The 26230-nt window shown below is 46.2% G+C and carries 20 protein-coding genes, 5 tRNA genes and 1 pseudogene; 24 read left to right on the top strand and 2 right to left on the bottom strand.

Annotation, left to right across the window (positions count from 1 at the left end; translation table 11 throughout):
• Positions 1-254 precede the first annotated feature (254 nt).
• From ACZ42L_RS07900 to ACZ42L_RS07790, 23 genes are all read left to right on the top strand, one after another.
• The gene (locus tag ACZ42L_RS07900; RefSeq protein WP_464697975.1) at positions 255-2417 is read left to right on the top strand and encodes an alpha-N-acetylglucosaminidase; all 2163 of its coding nucleotides are present in this window, start codon (positions 255-257) and stop codon (positions 2415-2417) included.
• A 423-nt stretch (positions 2418-2840) separates the two neighbouring features.
• Entirely contained in the window at positions 2841-3581 is a 741-nt protein-coding gene (locus ACZ42L_RS07895; RefSeq protein ID WP_464715756.1) for a toxin-antitoxin system YwqK family antitoxin, read from the top strand.
• Between the two features lie 46 nt (positions 3582-3627).
• Positions 3628-4377: a hypothetical protein gene (locus ACZ42L_RS07890; protein WP_464715755.1), complete on the top strand. Its 750-nt coding sequence runs from the start codon at positions 3628-3630 to the stop codon at positions 4375-4377.
• Positions 4378-4527: 150 nt separating this feature from the next.
• The gene (locus tag ACZ42L_RS07885) at positions 4528-4782 is read left to right on the top strand and encodes an immunity 17 family protein (protein WP_464697969.1); all 255 of its coding nucleotides are present in this window, start codon (positions 4528-4530) and stop codon (positions 4780-4782) included.
• A gap of 165 nt (positions 4783-4947) precedes the next feature.
• Positions 4948-5715: a hypothetical protein gene (locus ACZ42L_RS07880; protein WP_464715754.1), complete on the top strand. Its 768-nt coding sequence runs from the start codon at positions 4948-4950 to the stop codon at positions 5713-5715.
• 164 nt (positions 5716-5879) lie between these two features.
• Positions 5880-6071, top strand: a complete 192-nt coding sequence (rpsU, locus tag ACZ42L_RS07875) for a 30S ribosomal protein S21 (RefSeq protein ID WP_464697965.1) — start codon at positions 5880-5882, stop codon at positions 6069-6071.
• An 82-nt stretch (positions 6072-6153) separates the two neighbouring features.
• The gene (locus ACZ42L_RS07870; protein ID WP_464715753.1) at positions 6154-7038 is read left to right on the top strand and encodes a tyrosine recombinase XerC; all 885 of its coding nucleotides are present in this window, start codon (positions 6154-6156) and stop codon (positions 7036-7038) included.
• Between the two features lie 21 nt (positions 7039-7059).
• Positions 7060-7359, top strand: coding sequence for a ribosome hibernation-promoting factor, HPF/YfiA family (gene hpf, locus ACZ42L_RS07865; protein ID WP_464697961.1), 300 nt, complete (start codon positions 7060-7062; stop codon positions 7357-7359).
• 101 nt (positions 7360-7460) lie between these two features.
• Positions 7461-7534 (top strand) — tRNA-Thr (locus ACZ42L_RS07860).
• A gap of 53 nt (positions 7535-7587) precedes the next feature.
• Positions 7588-7670, top strand: a tRNA-Tyr gene (locus ACZ42L_RS07855).
• 16 nt (positions 7671-7686) lie between these two features.
• Positions 7687-7759: transfer RNA gene (locus tag ACZ42L_RS07850), tRNA-Gly, on the top strand.
• A 10-nt stretch (positions 7760-7769) separates the two neighbouring features.
• A tRNA-Thr gene (locus tag ACZ42L_RS07845) sits at positions 7770-7841 on the top strand.
• 79 nt (positions 7842-7920) lie between these two features.
• A complete protein-coding gene (tuf, locus tag ACZ42L_RS07840) occupies positions 7921-9105 on the top strand; it encodes an elongation factor Tu (RefSeq protein WP_464697959.1) in 1185 nt (394 codons plus the stop codon).
• 66 nt (positions 9106-9171) lie between these two features.
• Positions 9172-9244, top strand: a tRNA-Trp gene (locus ACZ42L_RS07835).
• A gap of 15 nt (positions 9245-9259) precedes the next feature.
• Positions 9260-9448, top strand: a complete 189-nt coding sequence (secE, locus tag ACZ42L_RS07830; protein ID WP_464697957.1) for a preprotein translocase subunit SecE — start codon at positions 9260-9262, stop codon at positions 9446-9448.
• A 14-nt stretch (positions 9449-9462) separates the two neighbouring features.
• Complete coding sequence (gene nusG / locus ACZ42L_RS07825) at positions 9463-10008, top strand: transcription termination/antitermination protein NusG (RefSeq protein WP_464697955.1); 546 nt, start codon at positions 9463-9465, stop codon at positions 10006-10008.
• Positions 10009-10066: 58 nt separating this feature from the next.
• The gene (gene rplK, locus ACZ42L_RS07820; RefSeq protein WP_464697954.1) at positions 10067-10507 is read left to right on the top strand and encodes a 50S ribosomal protein L11; all 441 of its coding nucleotides are present in this window, start codon (positions 10067-10069) and stop codon (positions 10505-10507) included.
• A gap of 21 nt (positions 10508-10528) precedes the next feature.
• Positions 10529-11221: a 50S ribosomal protein L1 gene (gene rplA, locus ACZ42L_RS07815; RefSeq protein ID WP_464697952.1), complete on the top strand. Its 693-nt coding sequence runs from the start codon at positions 10529-10531 to the stop codon at positions 11219-11221.
• 18 nt (positions 11222-11239) lie between these two features.
• A complete protein-coding gene (rplJ, locus tag ACZ42L_RS07810; RefSeq protein WP_464697950.1) occupies positions 11240-11758 on the top strand; it encodes a 50S ribosomal protein L10 in 519 nt (172 codons plus the stop codon).
• 61 nt (positions 11759-11819) lie between these two features.
• On the top strand, positions 11820-12200 hold the full coding sequence (gene rplL, locus ACZ42L_RS07805; protein ID WP_464697948.1) for a 50S ribosomal protein L7/L12: 381 nt from the start codon (positions 11820-11822) through the stop codon (positions 12198-12200).
• A gap of 136 nt (positions 12201-12336) precedes the next feature.
• Positions 12337-16146, top strand: coding sequence for a DNA-directed RNA polymerase subunit beta (rpoB, locus tag ACZ42L_RS07800; RefSeq protein WP_464715752.1), 3810 nt, complete (start codon positions 12337-12339; stop codon positions 16144-16146).
• Between the two features lie 89 nt (positions 16147-16235).
• Positions 16236-20555 (top strand): DNA-directed RNA polymerase subunit beta', encoded by a 4320-nt coding sequence (gene rpoC / locus ACZ42L_RS07795; protein WP_464705732.1) that lies wholly within the window; start codon positions 16236-16238, stop codon positions 20553-20555.
• Positions 20556-20711: 156 nt separating this feature from the next.
• Positions 20712-21032 carry a DUF3467 domain-containing protein gene (locus ACZ42L_RS07790; protein ID WP_464697944.1) on the top strand — a complete coding sequence of 107 codons (321 nt, stop codon included), beginning with the start codon at positions 20712-20714 and terminating at the stop codon, positions 21030-21032.
• A gap of 164 nt (positions 21033-21196) precedes the next feature.
• Here the strand turns inward: ACZ42L_RS07790 and ACZ42L_RS07785 are convergent, their stop codons facing one another.
• Complete coding sequence (locus ACZ42L_RS07785) at positions 21197-22150, bottom strand: hypothetical protein (RefSeq protein ID WP_464715751.1); 954 nt, start codon at positions 22148-22150, stop codon at positions 21197-21199.
• A gap of 85 nt (positions 22151-22235) precedes the next feature.
• Here ACZ42L_RS07785 and ACZ42L_RS07780 point away from each other — a divergent pair.
• Positions 22236-22435 (top strand): annotated as a pseudogene (locus tag ACZ42L_RS07780) (hypothetical protein); the annotation flags it as partial.
• A 245-nt stretch (positions 22436-22680) separates the two neighbouring features.
• Here ACZ42L_RS07780 and ACZ42L_RS07775 read toward each other — a convergent pair.
• Positions 22681-26193 (bottom strand): glycosyl hydrolase 2 galactose-binding domain-containing protein, encoded by a 3513-nt coding sequence (locus ACZ42L_RS07775; RefSeq protein ID WP_464715750.1) that lies wholly within the window; start codon positions 26191-26193, stop codon positions 22681-22683.
• Positions 26194-26230: the final 37 nt, after the last annotated feature.

The raw sequence follows: 26230 nt of genomic DNA, 5'->3' as shown, positions 1-26230 counted from the left end.
GATGACGCATTGGTACACCCCTTGTTTTACTGCAAAGGCTTTGCAGAGATGCTGCCAGGTGCTGACAGCAATGCTGTTGAGGCTCGGCAGCGTTGCTGCTTGGGTCTGGCAGTTTCGGGTTGTTCCCGATGCCCGGTCTCTTTGGCTGTGAAATGTGTTCCGAAGGGGTAATTAGGCTGTAGATAGCATGGACGATTTACTGAATTCTTTGTACTTTTGCGGAGAAGAGGAATACCAATTATAATTAAATACGAATGAAAAAAATGAGAATATTATGGGGAGTGATGTTGCTCTTGCTCGTATCTCAATTTCTGAATGCGACACCAGTGGATGGTTTGCTGGAGCGTATAGACAAGGGGGCATCGCAGAAGTTTATCATTGAACGGGTAAAGTCTGAAAAAGATTTTTTTGAGCTGGACCAGCGCAAAGGCAAGGTGGTGGTACGTGGCAACAACTTCGTGAGTATCGCTACGGGTATCAACTGGTATTTGAAATATTATGCAGGGATACACCTTAGTTGGAATCAGATGCAGGCGAAATTGCCTGTCAGGCTTCCGGCTGTAGTCAAGAGGGAGCGCCATGAGACAGACCTTGTTTATAGATATGATTTCAACTATTGCACCTATTCTTACTCTATGGCTTTCTGGGATTGGGCCAGATGGGAGAGAGAGATAGACTGGATGGCCATGCACGGAATCAACCTTCCACTGTGTATCGTGGGAACTTCCAGTGTTTGGCGCAATGTGTTGTTGCAGTTGGGGTACACGAAGAAGGAGGCTAATGACTTTGTTGCCGGTCCGGCTTTTCAGGCTTGGTGGCTGATGAACAATCTGGAAGGGTGGGGAGGTCCTAATCCCGACCGATGGTACGACGAGCAGGAGGCATTGCAAAAAAAGATTCTGACAAGGATGCGCGAGTATGGCATCCATCCGGTTTTGCCCGGTTATTCGGGTATGGTACCCTCTAATGCGAAAGAAAAACTGGGACTGAATGTGGCCGATCCGGGTAGATGGACAGGATTTCACCGTCCGGCGTTCCTGCAACCTTCAGACCCTAACTTCCGGCGTATAGCCGAAATCTATTACAAGGAGATGACAAAACTCTATGGCAAGGTGGATTTCTATAGCATGGACCCGTTTCATGAGGGAGGCAATACGAAAGGTGTAGACCTGGATGCAGCGGGTAAGAGCATCTGGAAAGCGATGAAGCAGGAGAATCCTAAGGCTGTGTGGGTAGCTCAGGCATGGGGCGCATGTCCGTATGACGAGATGATCAGGAATCTGCCTGCCGGCGATATGATGATTCTGGACCTGTACTCCGAAAGCAGACCGCAATGGGGAACTCCTGATTCCAGGGATGCGCGCCAGCAAGGATTTCGCCAGCACAGCTGGCTCTATTGCATGTTGCTGAACTTTGGTGGCAACGTGGGACTCTATGGAAAGATGGAACATGTCATCGACGGATTCTACCAGGCCAAGGCAAGTGGATTCGGGCAAACGCTGAAGGGGGTGGGTATGACGATGGAAGGTATTGAGAACAATCCCGTGATGTATGAGTTGTTGTGCGAATTGCCGTGGAGGGCAGAGAAGTTTTCGAAAGATACGTGGCTCAAAGGCTACATCAAGGCCCGTTATGGTAAGTCTACGGCAAGCGTGGAAGCAGCTTGGCTGGGATTGAGCAATACTATATATAATAGTCCGGCTGGTTCTATACAGCAAGGTACGAACGAGTCGGTGTTTTGTGCGCGGCCCTCTCTGAAGGCCTATCAGGTCTCTACCTGGTTGGGACGTCAGGAATATTACCAGCCCGAAGCCGTTATCGAGTTGGCCGGTATGATGCTGAAAGATGCCGATGCCTATCGCGGAAGCAATAACTTTGAATACGACTTGGTAGATGTGGTTCGTCAGGCTGTGGCAGAAAAGGGGCGTCAAGTCTATCCTAAGATAGTACAGGCTTATCAGAGTGGAGAGAAAAAGGTATTTCGGAAATATAGTGAGCAGTTCTTGCATCTCATATTGTTGCAGGACAAATTGTTGGGAACTCGCCGTGAATTCGGTGTCGGTGCGTGGCTGAATGCTGCGCGGGCGATGGGTGCGACGGAAGAGGAATCCAGACTATATGAATGGAACGCGCGTGTACAGATTACTACATGGGGTAATCGGTTTGCTGCCAATGACGGCGGACTGCACGACTATGCCCATAAGGAATGGAACGGACTGTTGCGCGACTTCTACTATCAGCGGTGGGCCACCTATTTCAATGAGCTGTCGGCCAGACTGAATGGACTGCCAGCTCGTGAGATAGATTTCTATCCGTTGGAAGAAGATTGGACCAAGGCGCATCAGTATTATCGTGAGGTTTCGGGCGAAGACCCTATTGAAATGGCAAAAGCCGTTTATAGGGAGATAGCAGACTGAATATGAAGGTGATGTGCGGGGCAATCCTCCCAACACTGAATAATTCAGTGTTGGGAGGATTTTGCTTGTTTCCTGTCGGCGTGCCGAATCTACGAGGGCTTACGTTAAAATTTGATTATTCTTTGATGGTATAATAAAAAACAGATATATTTGCAATCGAGCATTATATGCTCGTATATAAATAGAAGAGGCGTTATGTCTTCGTCTTGTATGTCCGAAGCCTGAGAAACTTCAAAAAGTAAGCAAGAGAAGGTATGATAGTCTCCACGCATATAGCGTGGGGCTGTTATTCCCACATCTGCTTACAAAGGTTTTCTCAGGGCCTGGACATAAAGACGTGGAGTATGCAGTTCCACGTTTCTTGCATATGGAATACTCAGTACCGAGTGGTTAATGGAATTGGTAACCCATGAAAAATAAAGTATGTTGACTCTGAAAGTACATCGGTGTATCTCTACTTTTTTCCTGTTGTGTCTTAACCTTTCGGCTTTTGCCCAAAAAGTGATACTCAGCGATGAACTCTTGACCATGTCAAGCGCAAGCAGGCGGAATGTATATTGTGAAAAACTCGGCAAGCAACCGTTGCAAGGCGAATATCGTATCAAGCGCGGACTGGACGAGGAGTGTGTGGTCTTCGACCGTGGCCTGATGAATGGGGCGTACCGTCGCTATCGGGATGGGGCGCTCCGCGAGAAAGGAGTGTATTCGGCGGGAAAACGAAACGGGCTGTTTACGGAATACTTCCAAGATGGTATGACGCCAAGCAAGACGACGCCCATGAATCGAGGCAAGATAGACGGTTGTGTGAAAACGTATTTCAGGAATGGAGGTTTGGCTTCGGAAAAGGAATTTCGGCAAAGTATAGAACACGGAGTTGAGCGGAGATATGATGACCGGACTGGGGCGAAAGTGCTTGAAATCCACTGGGCGAACGGCAAGAAAGAAGGTACGGAGTGGAAGCTGACAGAGCAAGGCGGTGGCGTGCAGACAAGAACTGTGCGAACCTATCGTGGAGGTGTGCTTCATGGCTTATGCCGGGAAGAGGTGTGGCGTCATGGGAAAACAATCCTTGTCGTTGAGGGACAATATTCAGATGGAGAGCGTTCGGGGAAATGGAAGAAGCATGATGCTACGACAGGACAGACGCGTGAATGGAACGAGTAAGATAGAAAAACAAATAATTTAGTATTATCATCAAAAACAAAACAACATGGGATTCTTGAAAAATCAAATGATGAAGCAGCTTGAGGCTGCCAAGGTAAGTGTATCTGAAGATCGGCTGGACGAGCTGGAAGCTCAGGGCTACGATGTGTCTGAGTATCGCAATGCGTTGAATGCCAAGAAAGCAGAGCAAGAAGAAAAAGTGAGAACACTCAGGGGCAATCATCAAAATCCGACGGACTTGAAGAAGCTTGAACCCTACGTGGAAACTCCACGCGGCACAGAGACTCCTTTCTTCAAGGCTGTAGCAGGCAAAGCTCCCTTCTTTGGAAAGTCGAAGTGGAGAGCTAGATACAGCGAAGGACCTATCGTGTACGAAGCCGTATTGGATTGCCCCAACGAAGCATTGGCCCCGCCTACGGATGATGGGGGATATCATTGCATTACGCTCTATGCCATTGATTCCGGGCATGCACGCGACGAGGCCTGGCTACAACGTGTCATGACGGCGCTTAGAGACATGAGGGATAGGAAACGCGACACTCCTGAAGATTGTATGGAAGTGGTCGACATGATGCGCAACAAGGATAATGAAGGAGATTGGCGTAGTGGATGGTTGGGACTGAGTATTGCAGAAGGAGCACAGGCCTACTATCACAAGGCAGTAGTGTTTCAAAAGGATTTACCGAATGGGTTTATACCTGATAACTACATTCTTCCCAAGGTATGCACTTCTATACCGCAGAAGGCCGGTCATGTTCCGTTGGTCAGCGTAATCCCTCCTGTTTTTTATATGTAAGTTTACACCATATTAATATATGGGCGTATGTATTTGCCTACCCATTCATTTGTAGCATCAGGAAGAGATGCTGCAAATGAATGTTGTAAGAGGATGTATAATGCTCTTGAAATATGGAGCTGTTGGTGTCTGTAAAATAGTCGAAGACAAATGGGAGAACAAATCATAAACTACGGAAAGGAGCATTATTATTGGGTGCTGATGGGGGGAGGCTTGTTGATACTGGTTGGTGCGATACGAAACTGGAAGTGGGTTGTCGAGCCGACCAAGGAAGATGAAAACAATGGTCTCAAGTATTTTATTATTTATGTGTTTGGTGTCGAGGCGTACAGGTTTCTAATGGGATTTTGTGGTTTGGCATTGATAGTGCTGGGGATGATATTCTGGTATTATTCAGAAGGCTGAGATGTAGTAAGTTGAATGTTAAATGGTTAGATTGTCTTTGCAAGTATCATCAAAACGATTATCTTTGTCATAATGTATCATATTTCAGTTATGGCTTGGTGAGAAGAGGCGTCAGGTCTCTCTTCCTAATGCGGCAGAAATGAGAAAATTAAAAGAAGAGAACTTATGTATAAGGGGATAGAATGCAATTTGTCAGCTTGGTTTTGTGATGATGATAAATCAAAGCGAGGAAAAGTGAACTTCCTCTCTAAATTCGTATTTTCAGTAATACTTCTGATTTCAATGCCGGTAATGGTACAGGCTTATCCGAGAAAAGCCGTTGCTAATGTGACCATGCGTGACAGTAGTGTGCTGAAGGAGGTCCATATTCTGCTTCCTGGTGGCACTGACAACTATTTGAAGATAGAAACGAATGGGAAAATGTCGAAGGTGTCTGCCAAGGATATAGACCGCTTTGTGGCTTGGAATCCAGAAAAGCCGGAGCAGAAATATCTTTTTGCCAGCACTCAGATAGATCTGACTTTTATTTCGCATGATAAAGCCAGTGCCGAGAAGTTTTATTTCCTCATATTCGACACAAAGGCTCAGCATGCTTCTATATGGCGTAAAGCTGGGGTCTGTCGGTGGGATAAAAAGGGAGACCTTGTACTTGAATATATAGATATAAGCCCTATGTTATGGAAAAAGTCGGATGCAATGCCTACTGAAATCTACTACAATCCACAAAGGAAAAAGAATACATTGGAATATTTAGCAAAGTTCTTTGCAGACGACAAGATACTTTCCGAACAGCTGCGCACTAAGGAAAAGGAGTTCTTCAAGAGCAATGAATACAAGCGTATCCCCTTCTTTTCTCCCTTTAGAATCTCCTTCGAATGGAGAGATTATTACGACTATGAGTATATTATCAGTCAGTATGTTCCGAACAGATGAAACCGAGAATTATAAGATTTCTGTAACTTGAATGATAAAAGGCTGCCGTAAAAACTTTTGCTAAATATTTGGTAGTAAGGAAAATAAGATGTAATTTTGCACCCGCAATTAGTGGCACAATGCCACAGCGAAATGTTTAATATTTAAATTTTAAAATCAAAAACATGATTATTGTACCAGTTAAAGATGGCGAGAACATCGAAAGAGCTCTCAAGAAGTTCAAGAGAAAATTCGAAAAGACAGGTGTTGTAAAGGAACTCCGCGCTCGTCAGCAGTTCAACAAACCTTCTGTTTTGAAGCGTCTCAAGATGGAACACGCTATCTACGTACAGAAATTGCGTGCCAACGAGGACTAAAATCTCGTTAAAAATTTGGTAGTTTGAATTTAATTCTGTAAATTCGTACCGACACATAAATGTAATGTGAGGGACGTTTTTGATGATGATAGAAAAATTTTTGGACTACTTGAAGTGCGAGCTGAACCGCTCGCCGCTGACAGTGAAAAACTACGCTGACGATCTCTATGGGTTTGAAGCGTATTTCAAAAATTTGGAAGGTCAACTCTCCTGGGGACAGGTAGACTCTGATGTTATCAGGGGATGGATGGAGAGTATGATGGATAAAGGAAACAATGCCGTCTCTATCAATCGGAGGCTCAGTGCGTTGCGTTCCTTTTATCGTTTTGCCCTCTCTCGTCATTTGCTGGAAAAGGATCCTGCTTATAATGTAAAGGGTCCGAAGAAGAGCAAGCCTCTTCCGCAGTTTGTGAGAGAATCAGAGATGGATAGGCTTCTCGATGATTCGTCTTTTTGGGGCGATGGGTACGAAAGCAAGCGGGCAAGATGTATCATCATGACGTTTTACGTGACGGGTGTGCGACTGGCGGAGTTGGTGGACTTGGAGAATAAGGATGTCGATTTCGTGAACAGGCAGATAAAGGTGACGGGAAAGAGAAACAAACAGCGTATCATTCCTTTTGGAGAAGAACTGTATGAAGCTCTCCGGGATTATATGAAGCTGCGCGATGCAGAGATTGATTGTAAGTCGGAAGCGTTGTTCTTGTCTGCCCGAGGTGAAAAAATGACACATCCGCAGGTGCGAAATGAGGTGAAGAAGTATCTTTCGATGGTTTGTACCTTGAAGAAACGTACGCCTCATGTGCTCCGCCATACTTTTGCCACGTCGATGTTGAATCACGAGGCTGGGTTGGAAAGTGTGAAGAAGCTGCTGGGACACGAGAGTCTCTCGACAACGGAGATATATACTCATACGACGTTTGAGCAGTTGAAAAACGTATATTCAGAAGCCCACCCCAGGGCGTAACCTTTAAAAATGGAGGGAACTATGGAAATTAAGATTCAGTCGATACATTTCGACGCTACCGAGAAGTTACAGGCATTTATCGAAAAGAAAGTCGCTAAGTTGGAAAAGACTTACGAGGATATTCAGAAAGTTGAGGTGCAATTAAAAGTCGCAAAGCCGGCAACGGCCTTGAACAAGGAAGTCAGTATTGAAATAACCGTACCAGGGAATACGCTCTTTGCAGCAAAGACGTGTGACTCGTTTGAAGAAGCCGTGGATTTGACGGTGGATTCAATTAAGGTGCAGTTGACGAAGTTCAAAGAAAAAATGCGCAATCATTAAAAAAAACACATAAAAGTTTTGGCGATTTAGAAATAAGTCGTATCTTTGCAGCCGTTTTACAACACGTCCTAAAACAAGTCGCTGAGCGGCTGCAAGGATTTGCCTCTTTAGCTCAGTTGGCCAGAGCACGTGATTTGTAATCTCGGGGTCGTTGGTTCGAATCCGACAAGAGGCTCAAGGAAACAGACCTTTGAGGTTGGGTGCCGGGAGTTGTTAAAACAAATTTTTGGGTAGTTACCAGAGTGGCCAAATGGGGCAGACTGTAAATCTGCTGTCTTTCGACTTCGGTGGTTCGAATCCATCACTACCCACTTCAGTTGAAGTTTTGCGGAAATAGCTCAGTTGATAGAGCACTAGCCTTCCAAGCTGGGGGTCGCGGGTTTGAGCCCCGTTTTCCGCTCTAAACGAATGCTGTAATAGCTCAGTGGTAGAGCACTTCCTTGGTAAGGAAGAGGTCCTGAGTTCAACTCTCAGTTACAGCTCTGCTTCGAACTATTTTTTTAGACGAAGAAAAACAAATACTTTAATTGAACATTTATTAATAATATAAACAATTAAGCTATGGCTAAAGAGACATTCCAGCGTACCAAGCCGCATGTTAACATTGGTACTATTGGTCACGTAGACCACGGTAAAACAACTTTGACAGCTGCCATCTCAAAGACTCTCTTTGATAAGGGCTTCGGTTCAAAGGAAGTTAAGTCTTTCGATCAGATTGATAACGCTCCTGAAGAAAAAGAGCGTGGTATTACTATCAACTCTGCTCACATTGAGTATGAAACAGCAAACCGCCACTATGCACACGTAGACTGTCCGGGTCACGCTGACTATGTGAAGAACATGGTTACTGGTGCTGCTCAGATGGACGGTGCTATCCTTGTAGTTGCTGCTACTGATGGTCCTATGCCTCAGACACGTGAGCACGTACTTTTGGCTCGTCAGGTAAACGTACCTCGTTTGGTAGTGTTCTTGAATAAGTGTGATATGGTTGAGGATGAGGAAATGCTTGAACTCGTTGAAATGGAAGTTCAGGAAATCCTTTCTCAATATGAATACGAAGATGATACCCCCATCATCCGTGGTTCTGCACTCGGTGCTTTGAACGGTGTTGAAAAGTGGGTAGACAGCGTAATGCAGCTGATGAACACTGTTGATGAGTGGATTCAGGAGCCAGAGCGCGATTTGGATAAGCCTTTCTTGATGCCTATCGAGGACGTATTCTCAATCACAGGTCGTGGTACTGTAGTTACAGGTCGTATCGAAACTGGTAAGGTTAAGGTTAGCGACGAAGTGCAGTTGCTCGGTCTTGGTGAAGACAAGAAGTCTGTTGTAACAGGCGTTGAAATGTTCCGCAAGCTCCTCGATGAGGGTGAAGCTGGTGACAACGTAGGTTTGTTGCTCCGCGGTATTGATAAGGCAGAGGTTAAGCGTGGTATGGTAGTTGTGCATCCAGGTGCTATTACTCCTCACGATCACTTCAAGGCTTCTATCTACGTATTGAAGAAAGAAGAAGGTGGACGTCATACTCCATTCGGAAACAAATATCGTCCTCAGTTCTACCTCCGTACTATGGACTGTACCGGTGAAATTACCTTGCCAGAAGGCGTAGAAATGGTAATGCCTGGTGATAACGTAGAAATCGAGGTTAAGTTGATCTACCCTGTAGCTTTGAACAAGGGTCTTCGTTTCGCTATCCGCGAAGGTGGACGTACTGTAGGTTCAGGTCAGATTACAGATATTCTCTAATCAAGAATACTATCTTATTAAGATAAACAGGAAGTTCCCGCAACTTCGGTTACGGGAACTTTATTTACGGGTTTAGCTCAGTTGGTAGAGCACTGGTCTCCAAAACCAGGTGTCGAGAGTTCGAGTCTTTCAACCCGTGCAAATTAAAGATAATATGAATAAGATAGTGAATTACTGCAAAGCTTGCTACGATGAGCTTGTGCATAAAACTACATGGCCTACACGTGCCGAACTGACTCACAGTGCAATGATTGTATTATCTGCTTCCCTAGTTATTGCAATTGTGGTGTTCGCTATGGACAGCGTGTTTAAGTTTGTGATGGGTGTTGTCTATCCGAATTAATTATTCAAGGAAAAATGTCTGAAACAGGAATGAACTGGTATGTACTACGTGCCGTGAGTGGAAAAGAGGCTAAGTTGAAAGAATACATCGAGGCCGAAATGAAGCATAACGAGTTGTTAAGTACGCATGTATCCCAGATTCTTTTGCCTTTGGAGAAGCATGCTTCCTTGCGTAATGGTAAAAGAGTAGTCAAGGAGAAAATCTCTCTCCCTGGCTATGTTTTCGTTGAAGCCAAGTTGGTTGGTGATGTTGCGCATACCCTGCGCTTCATGCCGAATTGCTTAGGTTTCCTCGGAGGTTTGGATAACCCTTCGCCCGTGCCACAATCTGACATCAATCGTATGCTGGGTACTGCTGAGGAGACGGAGATAGAGGATATGGTAAATATCCCTTATTCTGTTGACGAGACAGTGAAGGTTACGGATGGTCCATTCAGTGGTTTCAGCGGTGTGATTGAAGAAGTCAATACCGAGAAACGCAAGCTGAAGGTGATGGTCAAGATCTTCGGACGTAAAACTCCGTTGGAACTCGGTTTTATGCAAGTAGAGAAAGAAGGCTAATTATTGTTACGAATAACGGTCTTCTTATAAATTCAAATATTAAATATTAACAAAGAAAATGGCTAAAGAAGTTGCTGGATTAATCAAATTACAGATTAAGGGTGGCGCTGCGAATCCTTCACCACCAGTAGGACCTGCATTGGGTTCTAAGGGTATCAATATCATGGGATTCTGCAAAGAGTTCAACGCCCGTACCCAGGATAAGGCAGGAAAGATTCTTCCTGTTGTTATTACTTACTATGCCGACAAGTCATTCAGCTTCGTTATTAAGACTCCTCCCGCAGCTGTACAGCTGAAGGAGTTGGCTAAAGTGAAGAGCGGCTCAGCTCAACCTAACCGTCAGAAGGTAGCTTCTGTAACATGGGAGCAGGTGAAGGCTATTGCTGAAGATAAGATGAACGATCTTAACTGCTTTACCGTAGAGTCTGCTATGAAGCTTATTGCCGGAACAGCAAGAAGTATGGGTATCACTGTAAAAGGGGACTTCCCTGGTAAATAATTTATAACTTCAATTAAGAAAATGAGTAAACTGACAAAAAATCAGAAATCAGTAGCTGAGAAGGTTGAAGCAGGGAAGGCATATACTTTGAAGGAAGCCACGGAATTGGTGAAAGAAATTACTACCACCAAGTTTGAGGCCTCTGTAGATATTGATGTGCGTTTAGGTGTAGACCCTCGTAAAGCTAACCAAATGGTACGTGGCGTTGTCACATTGCCTAATGGAACTGGTAAGGTTACACGTGTACTCTGTCTTTGTACTCCTGATCAGGAGGCTGCTGCCAAAGAGGCTGGAGCCGACTATGCAGGTCTGGATGAGTACATTGAGAAAATTAAGGGTGGTTGGACTGATATCGACGTAATTATTACGATGCCTTCCTGCATGGGTAAGGTAGGTCCTTTGGGGCGTGTATTGGGTCCTCGTGGTTTGATGCCAAACCCTAAGAGTGGTACTGTAACCATGGACGTTGCTAAGGCTGTTAAGGATGTCAAGTCAGGTAAGATAGACTTTAAGGTTGATAAGTCTGGTATCATCCATACATCAATCGGTAAGGTTGGTATGACCGCAGAGCAAATTTATGGCAACGCAAAAGAATTTATCTCGACCGTTATCAAATTGAAGCCTGCTGCTGCCAAAGGTACATATCTGAAGAGTATCTTTATTTCTAGCACAATGAGTAAGGGTATCAAGATTGATCCTAAATCAGTTGAATAACTCTAAAAGTTTTGTAAAATGAAGAAAGAAGTAAAAGATACCATTGTTGTAGAACTTGGAGCGAAGTTGAAGGAGTATCCTCATTTCTATCTCGTAGATTTGGCGGGATTGAATGCGGAAGCTACAAGCAACCTTCGTCGTAAGTGCTTCAAGAACGAAATCAAGATGGTGATGGTGAAGAATAAGCTTCTTCACAAAGCTTTCGAGGCTTCCGATATTGATTTCGAACCTATGTACGGTACACTGAAAGGTACGACAGCTGTGATGTTCACACACACGGCTAACTTACCCGCTAAGTTGCTGAAAGAGTATGCTAAGGAGGGGGTTCCCTCTTTGAAGGCTGCTTACGCTGAGGAAAGCATCTTCGTAGGTGCTGACAAGTTGGAGCAGTTGGTGGCTATCAAGAGCAAGAACGAAGTCATCGCGGATATTGTTGCTTTGCTACAGTCTCCCGCAAAGAACGTTGTTTCAGCTCTTCAGTCAGGCGCAAACACTATTCATGGTGTGCTCAAGACTTTAGGCGAGCGTCCTGAATAATCAATCATAAGGTCAAGCAAGTAATATTAATAAAAACGAATAATTAAAATTTTAGAATAAAATGGCAGACGTAAAAGCTATTGCAGAAGAATTAGTAAATCTTACTGTTAAGGAAGTTAATGAGTTGGCAACAGTCCTGAAGGACGAGTATGGTATTGAACCTGCTGCTGCAGCTGTTGCTGTAGCTGCTGGTCCCGCCGCAGGTGGTGCTGCAGCAGCTGCTGAGGAGAAGAGCTCATTCGACGTTGTTCTCACTGAGGTAGGTGCTACTAAGCTCCAGGTTGTTAAGGCTGTGAAAGAAGCTTGTGGTCTTGGCTTGAAGGAAGCTAAGGATCTCGTAGACGCAGTTCCTGCTACTGTAAAGGAAGGCGTTGCTAAGGACGAAGCTGAGAGCCTGAAGAAGGCTATCGAAGAAGCTGGTGCTAAGGTAGAGCTGAAGTAATCCAGTTTACAACAAAGTTATAATACGGTTAGGATCTTCCAAGTAGGTGGATCCTAACCTTTTTGTGTCTTTATCATCTAATTTGCCTTGTAAGTGGGCGTTTGCTAGCTTTGCAAGGTCGGTTAATAAACATTTTATGACAAAAGTAGTAGATAACAGAGTCAATTTTGCCAGCGTGCATAATCCGCTTCCATATCCGGATTTTCTCGATGTGCAGCTGAAGTCTTTTAAGGACTTCTTACAGCTAGATACTCCGCCTGAAGAACGTAAGAATGACGGGTTGTATAGAGTGTTCGCAGAGAACTTCCCTATCACCGATACGAGAAACAATTTCGTTCTTGAGTTCTTGGATTACTATATTGACCCGCCCCGTTATACTGTAGATGAGTGTCTGGAGCGCGGTCTGACCTATAGTGTGCCTTTGAAGGCTAAGATGAAGCTGTATTGTACTGATCCCGACCATGAGGATTTTGGTACATTTATTCAGGATGTATTCTTGGGTACAATTCCTTACATGACTTCTAATGGTACTTTTGTCATCAATGGCGCTGAACGTGTTGTTGTTTCGCAGTTGCATCGTTCACCGGGTGTATTCTTCGGTCAGGGTGTACATGCGAACGGTACTGTGTTGTATAGCGCCCGTATCATTCCATTTAAGGGTTCTTGGATTGAATTTGCTACAGACATTAATAATGTGATGTATGCTTATATTGATCGTAAGAAGAAATTGCCTGTGACGACATTGCTTCGTGCCATGGGATTTGAGAAAGATAAGGATATTCTTCAGATTTTCGATTTGGCAGAGGAAGTTAAAGTCAATAAGAAAAATATGAAGGCAGCCTTGGGACGTCGCCTTGCCGCGCGTGTGCTCAAGAGCTGGAATGAGGACTTCGTAGATGAAGATACGGGTGAAGTAGTGTCTATCGAGCGCAATGAAGTTATCATGGAGCGTGAGACTGAGTTGACCGAAGATAATATCGACGAAATCTTGGAGAGCGGTACTCCTTCTGTATTGTTGCATAAGGATGCAGAGGCTGCCAACAAGTTCTCAATTATCTTCAATACGCTGGCTAAAGACCCCAGCAACTCTGAAAAGGAGGCTGTGAATTATATCTATCGTCAGTTGCGTAATGCAGATCCTGCTGATGATGCCAGTGCACGCGAGGTATTCCAGAACCTGTTCTTCTCAGACAAGCGTTACGATCTTGGAGAAGTAGGTCGCTACCGTATTAATAAGAAACTAGGTCTTGAAACCGATTCTGACGTCCGCGTGTTGACGAAGGATGACGTTATTGAGATTATTAAATATTTGATTCAGCTGGTAAACTCTAATGCCACAGTAGACGATATTGACCACTTGAGTAATCGTCGTGTACGTACGGTAGGAGAGCAGTTGAGTAATCAGTTCGCTGTCGGATTGGCCCGTATGAGCCGCACGATTCGCGAACGTATGAACGTTCGTGATAATGAAGTGTTCACACCGACAGACCTTATCAATGCCAAGACAATTTCGAGTGTTATCAACTCGTTCTTTGGTACAAATCCATTGAGTCAGTTCATGGACCAGACAAATCCGCTTGCAGAGGTTACACATAAGCGTCGTCTTTCTGCCCTTGGTCCTGGCGGTCTGTCTCGTGAGCGTGCTGGATTCGAGGTTCGTGACGTTCACTACACTCACTATGGTCGTCTTTGCCCGATTGAGAGTCCTGAAGGACCTAACATCGGTTTGATTTCTTCTCTCTGCGTATATGCAAAGATTAACGATTTAGGTTTCATCGTCACACCTTATCGCCGTGTGAGGGATTCTAAGGTAGACATGGACAACAAGGATGTTGTCTATCTGACTGCTGAAGAAGAAGAGGACAAGATTATCGGTCAGGGTAATGCACCTTTAACCACTGAAGGACAATTTATCAGAGATACCGTTAAATGCCGTCAGGATGCTGATTACCCTGTAGTTGCTCCTAGCGAGGTAGACTTGGTCGATGTTGCTCCGCAGCAGATTGCTTCGGTTTCGGCTTCATTGATTCCTTTCTTGGAACATGATGACGGACACCGTGCGTTGATGGGATGTAACATGATGAGACAGGCTGTGCCATTGCTCCATAATGATGCTCCTATTGTAGGTACAGGCTTGGAGAAGCAGGTGTGTGAAGATTCACGTACCATGATAACAGCCGAGGGTGATGGTATCATTGATTATGTTGATGCTACAACCATCCGAATCCTGTATGATCGCACAGAAGAAGAAGAATATGTAAGTTTCGAACCGGCACTGAAGGAGTATCGTATTCCTAAGTTCCGCCGTACGAATCAGAATATGACCATCGACCTTCGTCCTATCTGTACGAAGGGACAGCGCGTCAAGGCCGGCGACATTCTGACTGAAGGTTATGCTACGGAGAATGGAGAATTGGCTTTAGGGCGTAACCTTCTTGTCGCATATATTCCTTGGAAAGGATACAACTACGAGGATGCTGTTGTTATCTCTGAGCGTATGGTTCGTGATGATGTGCTGACTTCTGTACACGTAGACGAGTATTCCTTGGATGTTCGCGAAACCAAGCGTGGTATGGAGGAATTCACAAGCGATATTCCTAATATCAGCGAGGAAGCAACCAAGGATTTGGATGATAACGGTGTTGTACGCATTGGTGCTCGTATTGACCCGGGTGATATTTTGATTGGTAAGATTTCTCCTAAGGGAGAGAGCGATCCTTCTCCGGAAGAGAAGTTGCTTCGTGCCATCTTCGGTGATAAGGCCGGTGACGTGAAGGATTCTTCGTTGAAAGCCAATCCTTCTTTGAGTGGTGTTGTTATCGACAAGAAATTGTTCTCTCGTGCCGTGAAGACTCGCGAATCGAAGAAACAAGATAAGGTCTTGATGGCTAAGCTCGATGAAGAATATGAAGCAAAGAACAACGACTTGAAGGAAATCTTGGTTGACAAGCTCATGACTTTGACAGCCGACCATGCTTCTCAGGGCGTTAAAGACTATACTGGTGCCGAAATCATCACGAAAGGCAGTAAGTTTACTGTAGCTACATTGATGAACTTGGAATATGACGGTATTCAGAGTAACGGTTGGACAGACGACGAGCATGCAAATGGCTTGATTCAGAAGTTGATTATGAACTACATCCGCAAATACAAGTTGATGGATGCTGAGTTGAAGCGTAAGAAGTTTGCTATCTCTATCGGTGATGAACTTCCCTCTGGTATTCTCCAGATGGCGAAAGTCTATATTGCCAAGAAACGTAAGATTCAGGTAGGTGATAAACTTGCTGGTCGCCACGGTAACAAGGGTATTGTATCGAAGGTGGTACGCATGGAAGATATGCCTTTCTTGGAAGATGGTCGTCCTGTCGACTTGGTATTGAACCCGATGGGTGTGCCTTCTCGTATGAACCTTGGGCAGATTTTCGAAGCTATCCTTGGTGCTGCCGGACGTAAGCTCGGTGTGAAGTTTGCAACGCCAATCTTTGACGGTGCAAAGCTGGAAGACTTGTCTGAATGGACAGATAAAGCCGGGTTGCCTCATTTGTGTTCTACACACTTGTATGATGGTGAAACCGGTGAACCTTTCGACCAGCCTGCAACAGTAGGTATCACCTACTTCTTGAAGTTGGGGCACATGGTCGAGGATAAGATGCACGCCCGTTCAATCGGTCCGTACTCTCTCATTACCCAGCAGCCGCTTGGTGGTAAGGCACAATTTGGTGGGCAGCGTTTCGGAGAGATGGAAGTCTGGGCTCTTGAGGCCTTTGGAGCTAGTCACGTATTGCAGGAAGTTCTGACTATTAAGTCGGATGATACTGTAGGACGTAGCAAGGCGTATGAAGCTATCGTTAAGGGCGACCCGATGCCTACACCGGGTATTCCTGAATCACTCAACGTGTTGCTGCATGAGCTCCGTGGTCTGGGATTAAGCATCAAGCTCGACTAATCTGAGTGAGAATTGAGAACAGGGGCGATGAGTTCCAACTATCTTCCCTTGTTCTTCGTTTCAAATTCACAATTAAGACAAAAGTAAATATGGCTTTTAAGAAAGATTCAAAAGTTAAGAATAATTTCACGAAGATAACCATCGGTCTGGCTTCTCCGGAGGAGATTCTGGAAAACTCGTATGGTGAGGTGACCAAGCCCGAAACCATCAACTATCGTACCTATAAACCGGAGCGTGATGGTCTGTTCTGCGAGCGTATCTTTGGTCCTACCCGCGACTACGAATGTGCCTGTGGTAAATACAAGCGTATTCGTTACAAGGGTATTGTCTGCGACCGATGCGGTGTGGAAGTTACCGAGAAGAAGGTGCGTCGTGAACGCAGCGGACATATCGAACTTGTAGTTCCTGTTGCTCATATTTGGTATTTCCGTTCTCTTCCTAATAAAATCGGTTATCTGTTAGGCATGCCTACCAAGAAACTCGATACAGTTATTTATTACGAGAAGTATATCGTTATCAAGCCGGGAGCTATGGAAGGCCGTACTGATGCTGATGGTAACGAAGTCAACGGTTCTCACAAGATGGACCTCCTCTCTGAGGAAGAATACTTGGATATCCTTGACAATCAAATAGATGCTAACAACGAATATCTTGATGACAGCGATCCTAATAAATTTATAGCCAAGATGGGTGCAGAGGCTGTCTACGATTTGTTAGGTGACCTCGATCTCGACGGTCTTTCCTATGAACTTCGCGACCGCGCCAACAACGATTCCAGCCAGCAGCGTAAGACAGAGGCATTGAAGCGTTTGCAGGTTGTAGAGGCGTTCCGTGCATCAAAGGATGTGAATCACCCAGAGTGGATGATCATGAAGATTATTCCTGTGATTCCGCCAGAATTACGTCCGTTGGTACCTTTGGATGGTGGTCGTTTTGCAACCTCCGACCTCAACGACCTCTATCGTCGTGTTATCATCCGTAACAATCGTTTGAAGAGATTGATGGAGATTAAAGCTCCTGAAGTAATTCTTCGTAACGAGAAGCGTATGTTGCAAGAAGCTGTCGACAGTTTGTTCGACAACTCGCGTAAGGCTTCTGCTGTTAAGAGTGAAAGCAATCGCCCATTGAAGTCGCTCTCCGACTCACTGAAAGGTAAGCAGGGACGTTTCCGTCAGAACCTCCTCGGTAAGCGTGTAGACTATTCTGCCCGTTCGGTTATCGTTGTTGGTCCTGAATTGAAGATGGGTGAGTGTGGTTTGCCTAAGTTGATGGCAGCCGAGCTATATAAGCCGTTCATTATTCGTAAGCTCATTGAGCGCGGTATTGTGAAGACGGTTAAGAGTGCCAAGAAGATTGTCGACCGCCGTGAGCCGGTTATCTGGGATATTCTGGAGAATGTAATGAAGGGACATCCTGTCATGCTGAACCGTGCTCCTACGCTTCACCGTCTTGGTATTCAGGCATTCCAGCCTAAGCTGATAGAAGGTAAGGCTATCCAGTTGCACCCGTTGGCATGTACGGCGTTCAATGCCGACTTCGACGGCGACCAGATGGCTGTCCACCTTCCGTTGAGTAATGAGGCTATCCTCGAAACTCAGGTGTTGATGCTTCAGAGCCACAACATTTTGAATCCTGCTAATGGTGCTCCTATCACAGTTCCTTCTCAGGACATGGTGCTTGGTCTATACTATATTACTAAGTTGCGTCCGGGTGCTAAGGGCGAAGGTCTCACTTTCTACGGCCCGGAGGAAGCACTTGTGGCTTACAACGAGAAGAAGTGTGACCTCCATGCTCCAGTTAAGGTTGTCGTGAAGGATTTGGTCAATGGGCAGTTGGAGTCTCGTATGGTAGAAACTTCTGTTGGACGTGTGGTTGTCAACCAGATTATTCCCGAAGAGATTGGCTATTTCAACGATATTATCTCCAAGAAAACCCTGCGCGGTATCATTGCCGATGTAATCAAGGCTGTGGGTATGGCTCGTGCGTGCGAGTTCCTCGATGGTATCAAAAACCTCGGTTACCACATGTCTTATGTAGCAGGTCTCTCGTTTAACCTCGATGATATTATCATTCCTGAGGAGAAGAAAGAGATTGTTGCTCGTGGTCAGAATGAGGTCGACCAAATCAAGACCAACTACGAAATGGGTTTCATCACCGATACCGAACGTTATAACCAGGTAATTGATGCGTGGACTCACGTAAACAACGACTTGGGTAATATCTTGATGAAGGAGATGACCGAAGCCGACCAAGGTTTCAACGCTGTGTTCATGATGTTGGATTCTGGAGCCCGTGGTTCTAAAGACCAGATTAAGCAGCTTTCGGGTATGCGTGGTTTGATGGCTAAGCCTCAGAAAGCAGGTGCTGAAGGTGCACAGATTATCGAAAACCCAATTCTGTCTAACTTCAAGGAAGGTATGTCAGTGTTGGAGTACTTCATCTCTTCTCACGGTGCTCGTAAGGGTCTTGCCGATACCGCTATGAAGACGGCTGACGCTGGATACTTGACACGTCGTCTGGTAGACGTTTCTCACGATGTTATCATCTCTGAGGAAGACTGCGGTACTTTGCGCGGACTTGTTTGTACGGCATTGAAGAATGGCGACGAGGTTATCTCTACGCTGTATGAGCGCATCCTTGGTCGTGTATCTGTTCACGATATCCTTGATCCTACTACTGGAGAACTGATAGTTCAGGCTGGTGAGGAAATCACAGAGGATAAGGCACTGGCTATCGAAAACTCTCCTATTGAGAGCGTTGAGATTCGCTCTGTGCTTACCTGTGAGAGCAAGCACGGTGTTTGTATGAAGTGTTACGGCCGTAACCTGGCTACAGCGCGCATGGTACAACTGGGCGAGGCAGTCGGTGTCATTGCTGCACAGGCTATCGGTGAGCCGGGTACACAGCTTACTCTTCGTACATTCCACGCCGGTGGTGTGGCCGGTAATGCTGCTGCCAATGCCAGCATCGTAGCTAAGAACAATAGTAAGCTGGAGTTTGACGAACTTCGTACAGTGCCATTTGTAGAAGACGGTGATAGCGATGTGAAGTGTCAGATGGTAGTAAGTCGTTTGGCCGAAGTGCGCTTCGTAGATCCTAATACGAATATCGTGCTGGGTACGTTGAACGTTCCTTACGGTTCTACATTATATAATAAGACCGGCGATACGGTGAAAAAGGGCGACATCGTTGCTAAGTGGGACCCGTTCAATGCCGTTATCGTTTCCGAATATGCTGGTACACTGAAGTTCAATGATGTTGTTGAAGGAAGAACTTACCATGCTGAGACCGACGAAACGACCGGACTTACCGAGAAGATTATCACCGATTCCAAGGATAAGACTATGGTGCCTACCTGCGATATTCTCAATAGCAAGGGCGAGGTACTGGGTACATACAACTTGCCGGTAGGTGGCCACGTCGTTGTAGAAGACGGCCAGGCTATCAAGACTGGTGAGACTCTGGTGAAGATTCCTCGTGCCGTTGGTGGTGCAGGCGATATCACCGGTGGTCTTCCCCGTGTCACAGAGTTGTTCGAGGCTCGTAATCCTTCTAACCCTGCTGTGGTTTCTGAAATCGACGGTGAGGTGACGATGGGTAAGGTAAAGCGTGGTAACCGCGAGATTATCGTTACATCGAAGACCGGCGACCAGAAGAAGTATCTCGTATCACTGTCTAAGCAGATTCTGGTACAGGAACATGATGCCGTACGTGCCGGTACACCTCTTTCTGATGGTGTTATCACACCGAGCGACATCCTGGCTATCAAGGGTCCGACTGCTGTTCAGGAGTACATCGTCAACGAAGTACAGGATGTTTACCGTCTACAGGGTGTGAAAATCAACGATAAGCACTTCGAGATTATCGTTCGCCAGATGATGCGTAAGGTTCATATCGACGATCCGGGCGATACAACATTCTTGGAACAGGAGATGGTAGACAAACTTGATTTCGCAGAAGAGAACGATCGCATCTGGGGTAAGAAGGTTGTTGTCGATGCCGGCGACTCCGAGACTCTGAAGCCGGGTCAGATAGTATCTGCCCGCAAGTTGCGCGATGAGAACTCTTCTCTGAAGCGTCGTGACTTGAAACTCGTACAGGTTCGCGATGCCGTTGCAGCTACATCTACTCAGATGCTTCAGGGTATTACCCGTGCTGCTTTGGCAACCAAGAGCTTCATGAGTGCTGCATCGTTCCAGGAAACCACCAAGGTACTCAACGAGTCGGCTATCCGTGGTCGCGTAGACCGTCTGGAGGGTATGAAGGAGAACGTTATCTGCGGTCACCTGATTCCTGCCGGTACAGGTTTGCGACAGTGGGATAAGCTCATTGTCGGTTCTAAGGAAGAGTTTGAACGCATGCAGGCAAATCGTCGCAATGTGCTCGACTTCGCAGAACAAGAAGCATAAGAAAATATTAACCTCTATACAGAAAGGTCGTAGGCTAATCAGCTTACGACCTTTTTTCATATCTCCAATTTCCGTAGCCTACTTTCGTTTTTTCCACAGATATTGCTTACTTTTGTGGTCACTTCAAATCAATCACTAACCTCAAATTTTAAAATTATGACAAAAGAACAAGACGTAGAGACCGGATTACAAATAGATATCAAACCCGAAGTGGCTAGTGGGGAATATGCCAACTTGGCGCTCATTACCCATTCCAGCTCCGACTTCATCCTCGATTTTGCTTGTATTCTTCCCGGTATGCCTAAACCCGAAGTGCGTAGCCGTGTGATTATGGCTCCCGAACACGCCAAACGTTTATTGCAGGCATTGCAGGAAAATGTGTACAAATACGAACAGGTATTCGGTAAGATACAGATTCCCAACCAATCGCAGGAGCGCACCATTGCACCTTTCGGCGACGGAACAGGCGAAGCATAGTTGTTGTATTTTGCTGGCAGTAACGGCAATCATCAGTCTCTGACAATGTAAGTCATGGTTGATGGTTGCCGTTATTGTCTATCCCATGTATCACATGGGCTAGATAGAATCTTTCCTCTTTAACGTGAGTTCAATGAATTATAAGTCCCTGTAATTCATCGAACTCATGTTAATATACTTTCCATGCTTTTACAATAGGCTTCAGCAGAACATTCTTCGGTCAAAAAGTGTTGCATGGCTGCCACCATAGATTGACAGCAATCTGGATTGGCATAGAGACTGCGCATTTGACGGGCTACTTGCTCGCAGTCGTTACTGATGATGCCGCGGTCCGGTGTAACGTATTCTTCAGTAACGTCATTGGCAGAAACCGCAACTACACGCCCATTCCACGTGGCATGCATCAGAACGGTAAGCCCAGCAGGGCAATTCCATTTAGTAGGCAGATATACAAAGGTGGACTGAGATAACGCTTGTATGAAATAAGCGAAAGAAAGTCTGCGATAAATCTTTACGTTCTTGGGAACGGACGTGTTGCTGTCGGACTCATAGCCCACCAGCATAAAAATCCAGTCGGGCATGAGTTCTGCCAAACGCAGACAGCGCGCCCAGTCACGCTGGGTATTGCCACCGCAGAATATACGCTTTCCATTGTCACTGTAGGCGCGAACATAACCGGGATATTGGTTATAGTCGCGCAACAAGTGAAACGGTTGTGAATGATGCAACCGTAACTGCATGGCTTGACCATATTTCCTGCTGGTCACCGTCAGCGTAAACCGCTTGCTTCGTAAGGCATGGCGGTATAGGAAGCCCATGAGGCGCGTTCTCTGCGATGAATCATCTTTCAGGGCAAGGTTGGTGGCTACTATTTTTACCTTTTTGTGTCGCAGCAGACTAACCCACCAGCAGAGTACGCCCACCGAAGAGAGGTATGTGATGATAGTTCCATGCTCCGCAATGGCGACCGCACGCCACGCCGCCAACAGTCCGTTCACGTATTCGCCGTGGCTTGTAGGGGCATGGAGGTAACGAGTGTGGAGTCCTTCCTTATTCAGATAGCGGATGAGGAAGGGATAGGTGTCGGATTCATAGTGAGTGAGATAATAGTATTCCATCGTGTCGACTTTTGTTTATGATTCCTGTTCAATATGCCGATGACCGAAATTTATTGTAACTCTATAGTGTAACACACAAAGACCTATAAACAAAAATCGCTATGTCACCGAGGACAAAGTTAACGAAATTTCTGTATGGGCAAATGATTTGGCTGGGCCGATTTTACGATTCTGCAAGTTTTTGATGCAATACTGGCAAGATATACGCTAAAACCGGTCAATAAGAGGGAATATCACCGTGACTGCACGATGTCAAAGGCAGAAGTCATGCTGATTATGATTCTTATTTTTAGCGGGCAGCAATAGTTTCCAAAGAAGCCGTGCATCAATGTACAAAGGACTTTAGATACACAGCTTGCTCTAGTCTAAATTCATCGAACTCACATTGTTCAAAAACTGCCGAGCCTCCGCAGTATGGCTGCAAGGGCCGAACAGCAATGTTGCAAGGGTCAGACAGTAATGCTGCCGCGGCTTGGCAGTTTTTTAGTTGACGAGCAGGCGATATACAAATCTTTACCTGCTCGCAGGGACTATAGATTAAAACCGCTTACTTCCATAACGGGTTTACAACCACGCGAGTCTTCGTTATTCCATTTGATAGTGATGGTCTTGGATTCCGATGGCATGAGATGGAAGTAATTGTCACTATAGATGACCGGCAGGATTTGCTCGCCGTCATTCCCTTTCAGATTCAATCGTACCATCAGTGCGGGAACGCTGCTGTTATTGGTGATGACGATTTTGCCCATCCACTCGTTGCCATTTTTACTGAAATCGCTGGTGTAGTCAACCGAAGTGTGGGACATGGTATGAAGTGCCTTGAAGTTGTTTTCCTGCTTACTTTCTACGTAAGTGTTCTCCGAGACAACTTTGTTACTCTCCAAAAGTCGTAAGCGTAGGAACCAGACATCTATACTGTCGGAAGCAACAGGCCGGACTTTCATAATCTGTTGGGTCTCGTCATCGTGTGTATTCACTTCGATTTCATCCTTGGCAAAGACTTTGCCGCTGATATCAAGATATTCTGCGGTAGCAGATAGCGTGTGCTTGCCACCCGCTATATTTACTAACTCTATGTCCTTGGTGAGTGGGTTGAATTGGATATGGAGCGGCTCACAGGCTTTCTTGATGGAGAAGTAGGCCGAGGTCGGTTCAAAATAATAGTCGTAAGTCTGCCATATAGCCGATGGCCAGCAAGGATGTGTCATCCATATAAGGAGTCCTTTGCGGTATTTGTGTTCGCTCTCGTACATGGAACGGTGGCTGTCGTAATTGATCCATTGTGACCATTCGATAAACTGTCGGGCGTTGCTTGCCTTGCCAAACATCGTGTCCATTCTCTCCAGGAAAGTCACTGCATCCGGTGCGCCCTTCATCGTAAAGTCGTGTTGTCCCCATCCCTTTCCGATTGGCCACATGTCTTCTGGCGCGAGCATACGGCTCATGCTCTCAAAAGAGGGTACGTTGGGAATGCCTCGCTCGGAGTGGAGCTTGCCGGATTGACGGTTGTAATACCAGGTGTCTGACGGCATGATGCGGTACGGCCCATGTCCGCTGACTCCCTTGTCGGCCGAACTGGGAATATATCCCGACTGAGGATGTAGAGCCTTGGTGGATTTAGCCAGCAGTGCATCAAGCGTCTGTGGAGGGAATCCCTCGTTGCGTCCGCAATAGATGGCTATACTGGGATGCTGGCGTATCTTGCGGATTACATCGTCGGCATTGGCCATAAACATGTCTTCGTGCGTAGGGTTAGGCCCATCCCAAGGATTGGCAAGCCAAAAGTCCTGCCATACCATGATGCCATAGCGGTCGCAAGCCTCGAAGAATTCCTTGTCACCTATCTGCCCGACCCAGTTGCGTACCATGGTCATGTTCATGTCCCGATGGTATTTCAAGGCTACATCATATTCACGCTTCCTATAATTGAGGTTGATTTCTGAGAATCCCCAGTTGCCTCCGAGTGGCACAAATCGCTTGCCATTAATATAGAGTTTCACATCCGTATCAAGGTCTCTGTATTCCATCTGTCTTATGCCGGCTTTATATCTCACGGTGTCCCCGTCGATGGCGAAACCTGCATCATATAGATATGGCTCACCATAGCCGTTGGGCCACCAAAGGCGCATCGTCCTGTTACATAGGACTGGAGTTTCCTGAGGAAGGAAACTTGCGTCTTTTTGCTCGTAGGGTGCCAGTGTCACGGTCTTCTTGAAGTAGATGTCGCCGACCCATCCAGTCAGCTCTCTGGTAATCTTCTTTCCAGTCTCGTTCTTCAGGTTGACAGTGGGCTGAAGTGTTGCCAGCGTGTCGGGGAGCTGTAGCGTGGTCGTAAGTAGTGGGTCGCTCACGTGTATGCCCTTGTCTGTAGAAAGGAATACATGGTTCCAGATTCCCATATCTCGGCCAGGGGTAGAGGTTATCCAGTCCCAGCCGATAGAGGCATGGAATGAAGGATTGTCCTTACCCAGTACTCCGCCATTGAGGTCTGTGCTGAATTCGTTTTTCTCCTTGACAGGGCCTATATGTTCATTCTTGACCACTTCGATGAAAATCTCGTTTTCACCTTTCGCCAGCATCTTTGTAATGTCGAAGCGTCCACGTATAAATGCACCGTCGGTCCTGCCTACCGTCTTCCCGTTAATCTTGACGATAGAACGCCAGTTGATACCGTTCAGATTGATATATATGTGTTCCTGCTTGTCCAGCTTGCGTCCGAGCGTGAAACGGGTACGATAGTAGAAATTTGAGTTGAAATACGACTCGGAAATCTGACGCATGTTGTTGGAATAGGTGTTGTCGGGGACAGCACCTATATTCAGATAGCTTGCCAGTACAGTACCAGGGACTGTGGCACTTATCCAATGGTCAGAGCCTTTGCGGCAGAGTTCCCAATTACGGTCGAGTTCCACGCGATTGCCGGTGAACTTGGTTACTTGTGCCTTTTGGGCTGTGAGTCCATTCCGTCCCCACACCTCTAATTCGGAGAGTGCATACTGTCGGGATTGGTTGACTCTTGTCATGAGCAGACGTACATATCGTCCCCAGCCTCGACAGTCTAACACCTCGTTCAGGCTGCCTTTGGCAGGGAGATTCAGCAGGTCTGTCCAGTTCTTGGCGTCGTCGGATACCTGTACCTTACCTTCTTGCGGACGCTGTAGCCAATGAAGGACAATCTTCTGGACCTCGGCCTTATCGCCGAGGTCTACGTAAATCCATTGTGTCTCAGCCTTGTCTCCAAATCGTGCAACGCGAGGACTTACCCAGGCGCTACCGAATTGGTAGCTTGGAATCATGCCCGTTTCGTCGTCGGTGAAGAGATTCTCAAAGATACGCCAATAGGCACATCCTTGCATTTCCAACTCTACGCGGAGAAGTCTGTAGTGTCCCTGGACGAGAGGAATCGTCATGTCTACCTCGCGGAGAGGCAACAAGAGTTTTGCCTCAAACTTATTGGGGTCGGAACTTAGTTTCTGCTCTGTGGCTGTACCAGGGAGACTGGCCGAGGAAACCTTTCCTATTTGTCTCCATTGCTTGCCATCGTCGGAGGCCAGAACCCTGATTGCAAATCCTTTGGTAGCCTTCTCTGGATGATAGATGGCTATGGCGTTGAATTTAAGTTTGTCGGTATGGACGCTCATGTTTCTCCAGTCATACTGGATGAGTGTCTTCTCTCCGGTGAGGGTGTTGTACGAATGGATATTCCCATCGAAGGTTTTAGCTTGGTCGCGCAAAGACAAGAGACTGTCGTTGATAGAGACATCTATCGAAGACGGCATGTCTGTAGTCTTTATACCATCGGTTACCAGCTGGGCCGTGAGGTCATAGCTTTCGCTGCCGGAAGCCATGGCCGTGTGCATCAGTGCCAGGTTGTGGTAACTGCTGTCGCGGAAAAGCTGTGGCCCTTTGTATTCCTCCACTTTGCCGGGATACTTGCCGATGCCCCGTGTATAGGGGTTTCCTGCTATGGTTGATTGTATGCTGGTAAATAAGATAACAGCGATGGCGATAATCGTGAGGATATGATGATTTCTTGTTTTCATTTTTGATTCTTAGGCTGATGAGGAGATGATAGCGAGG

The sequence above is a fragment of the Prevotella mikamonis genome, from assembly GCF_055381405.1.
Note: the sequence above shows the minus strand (reverse complement) of the source record. Positions and strands in the feature narration are given on the sequence as shown.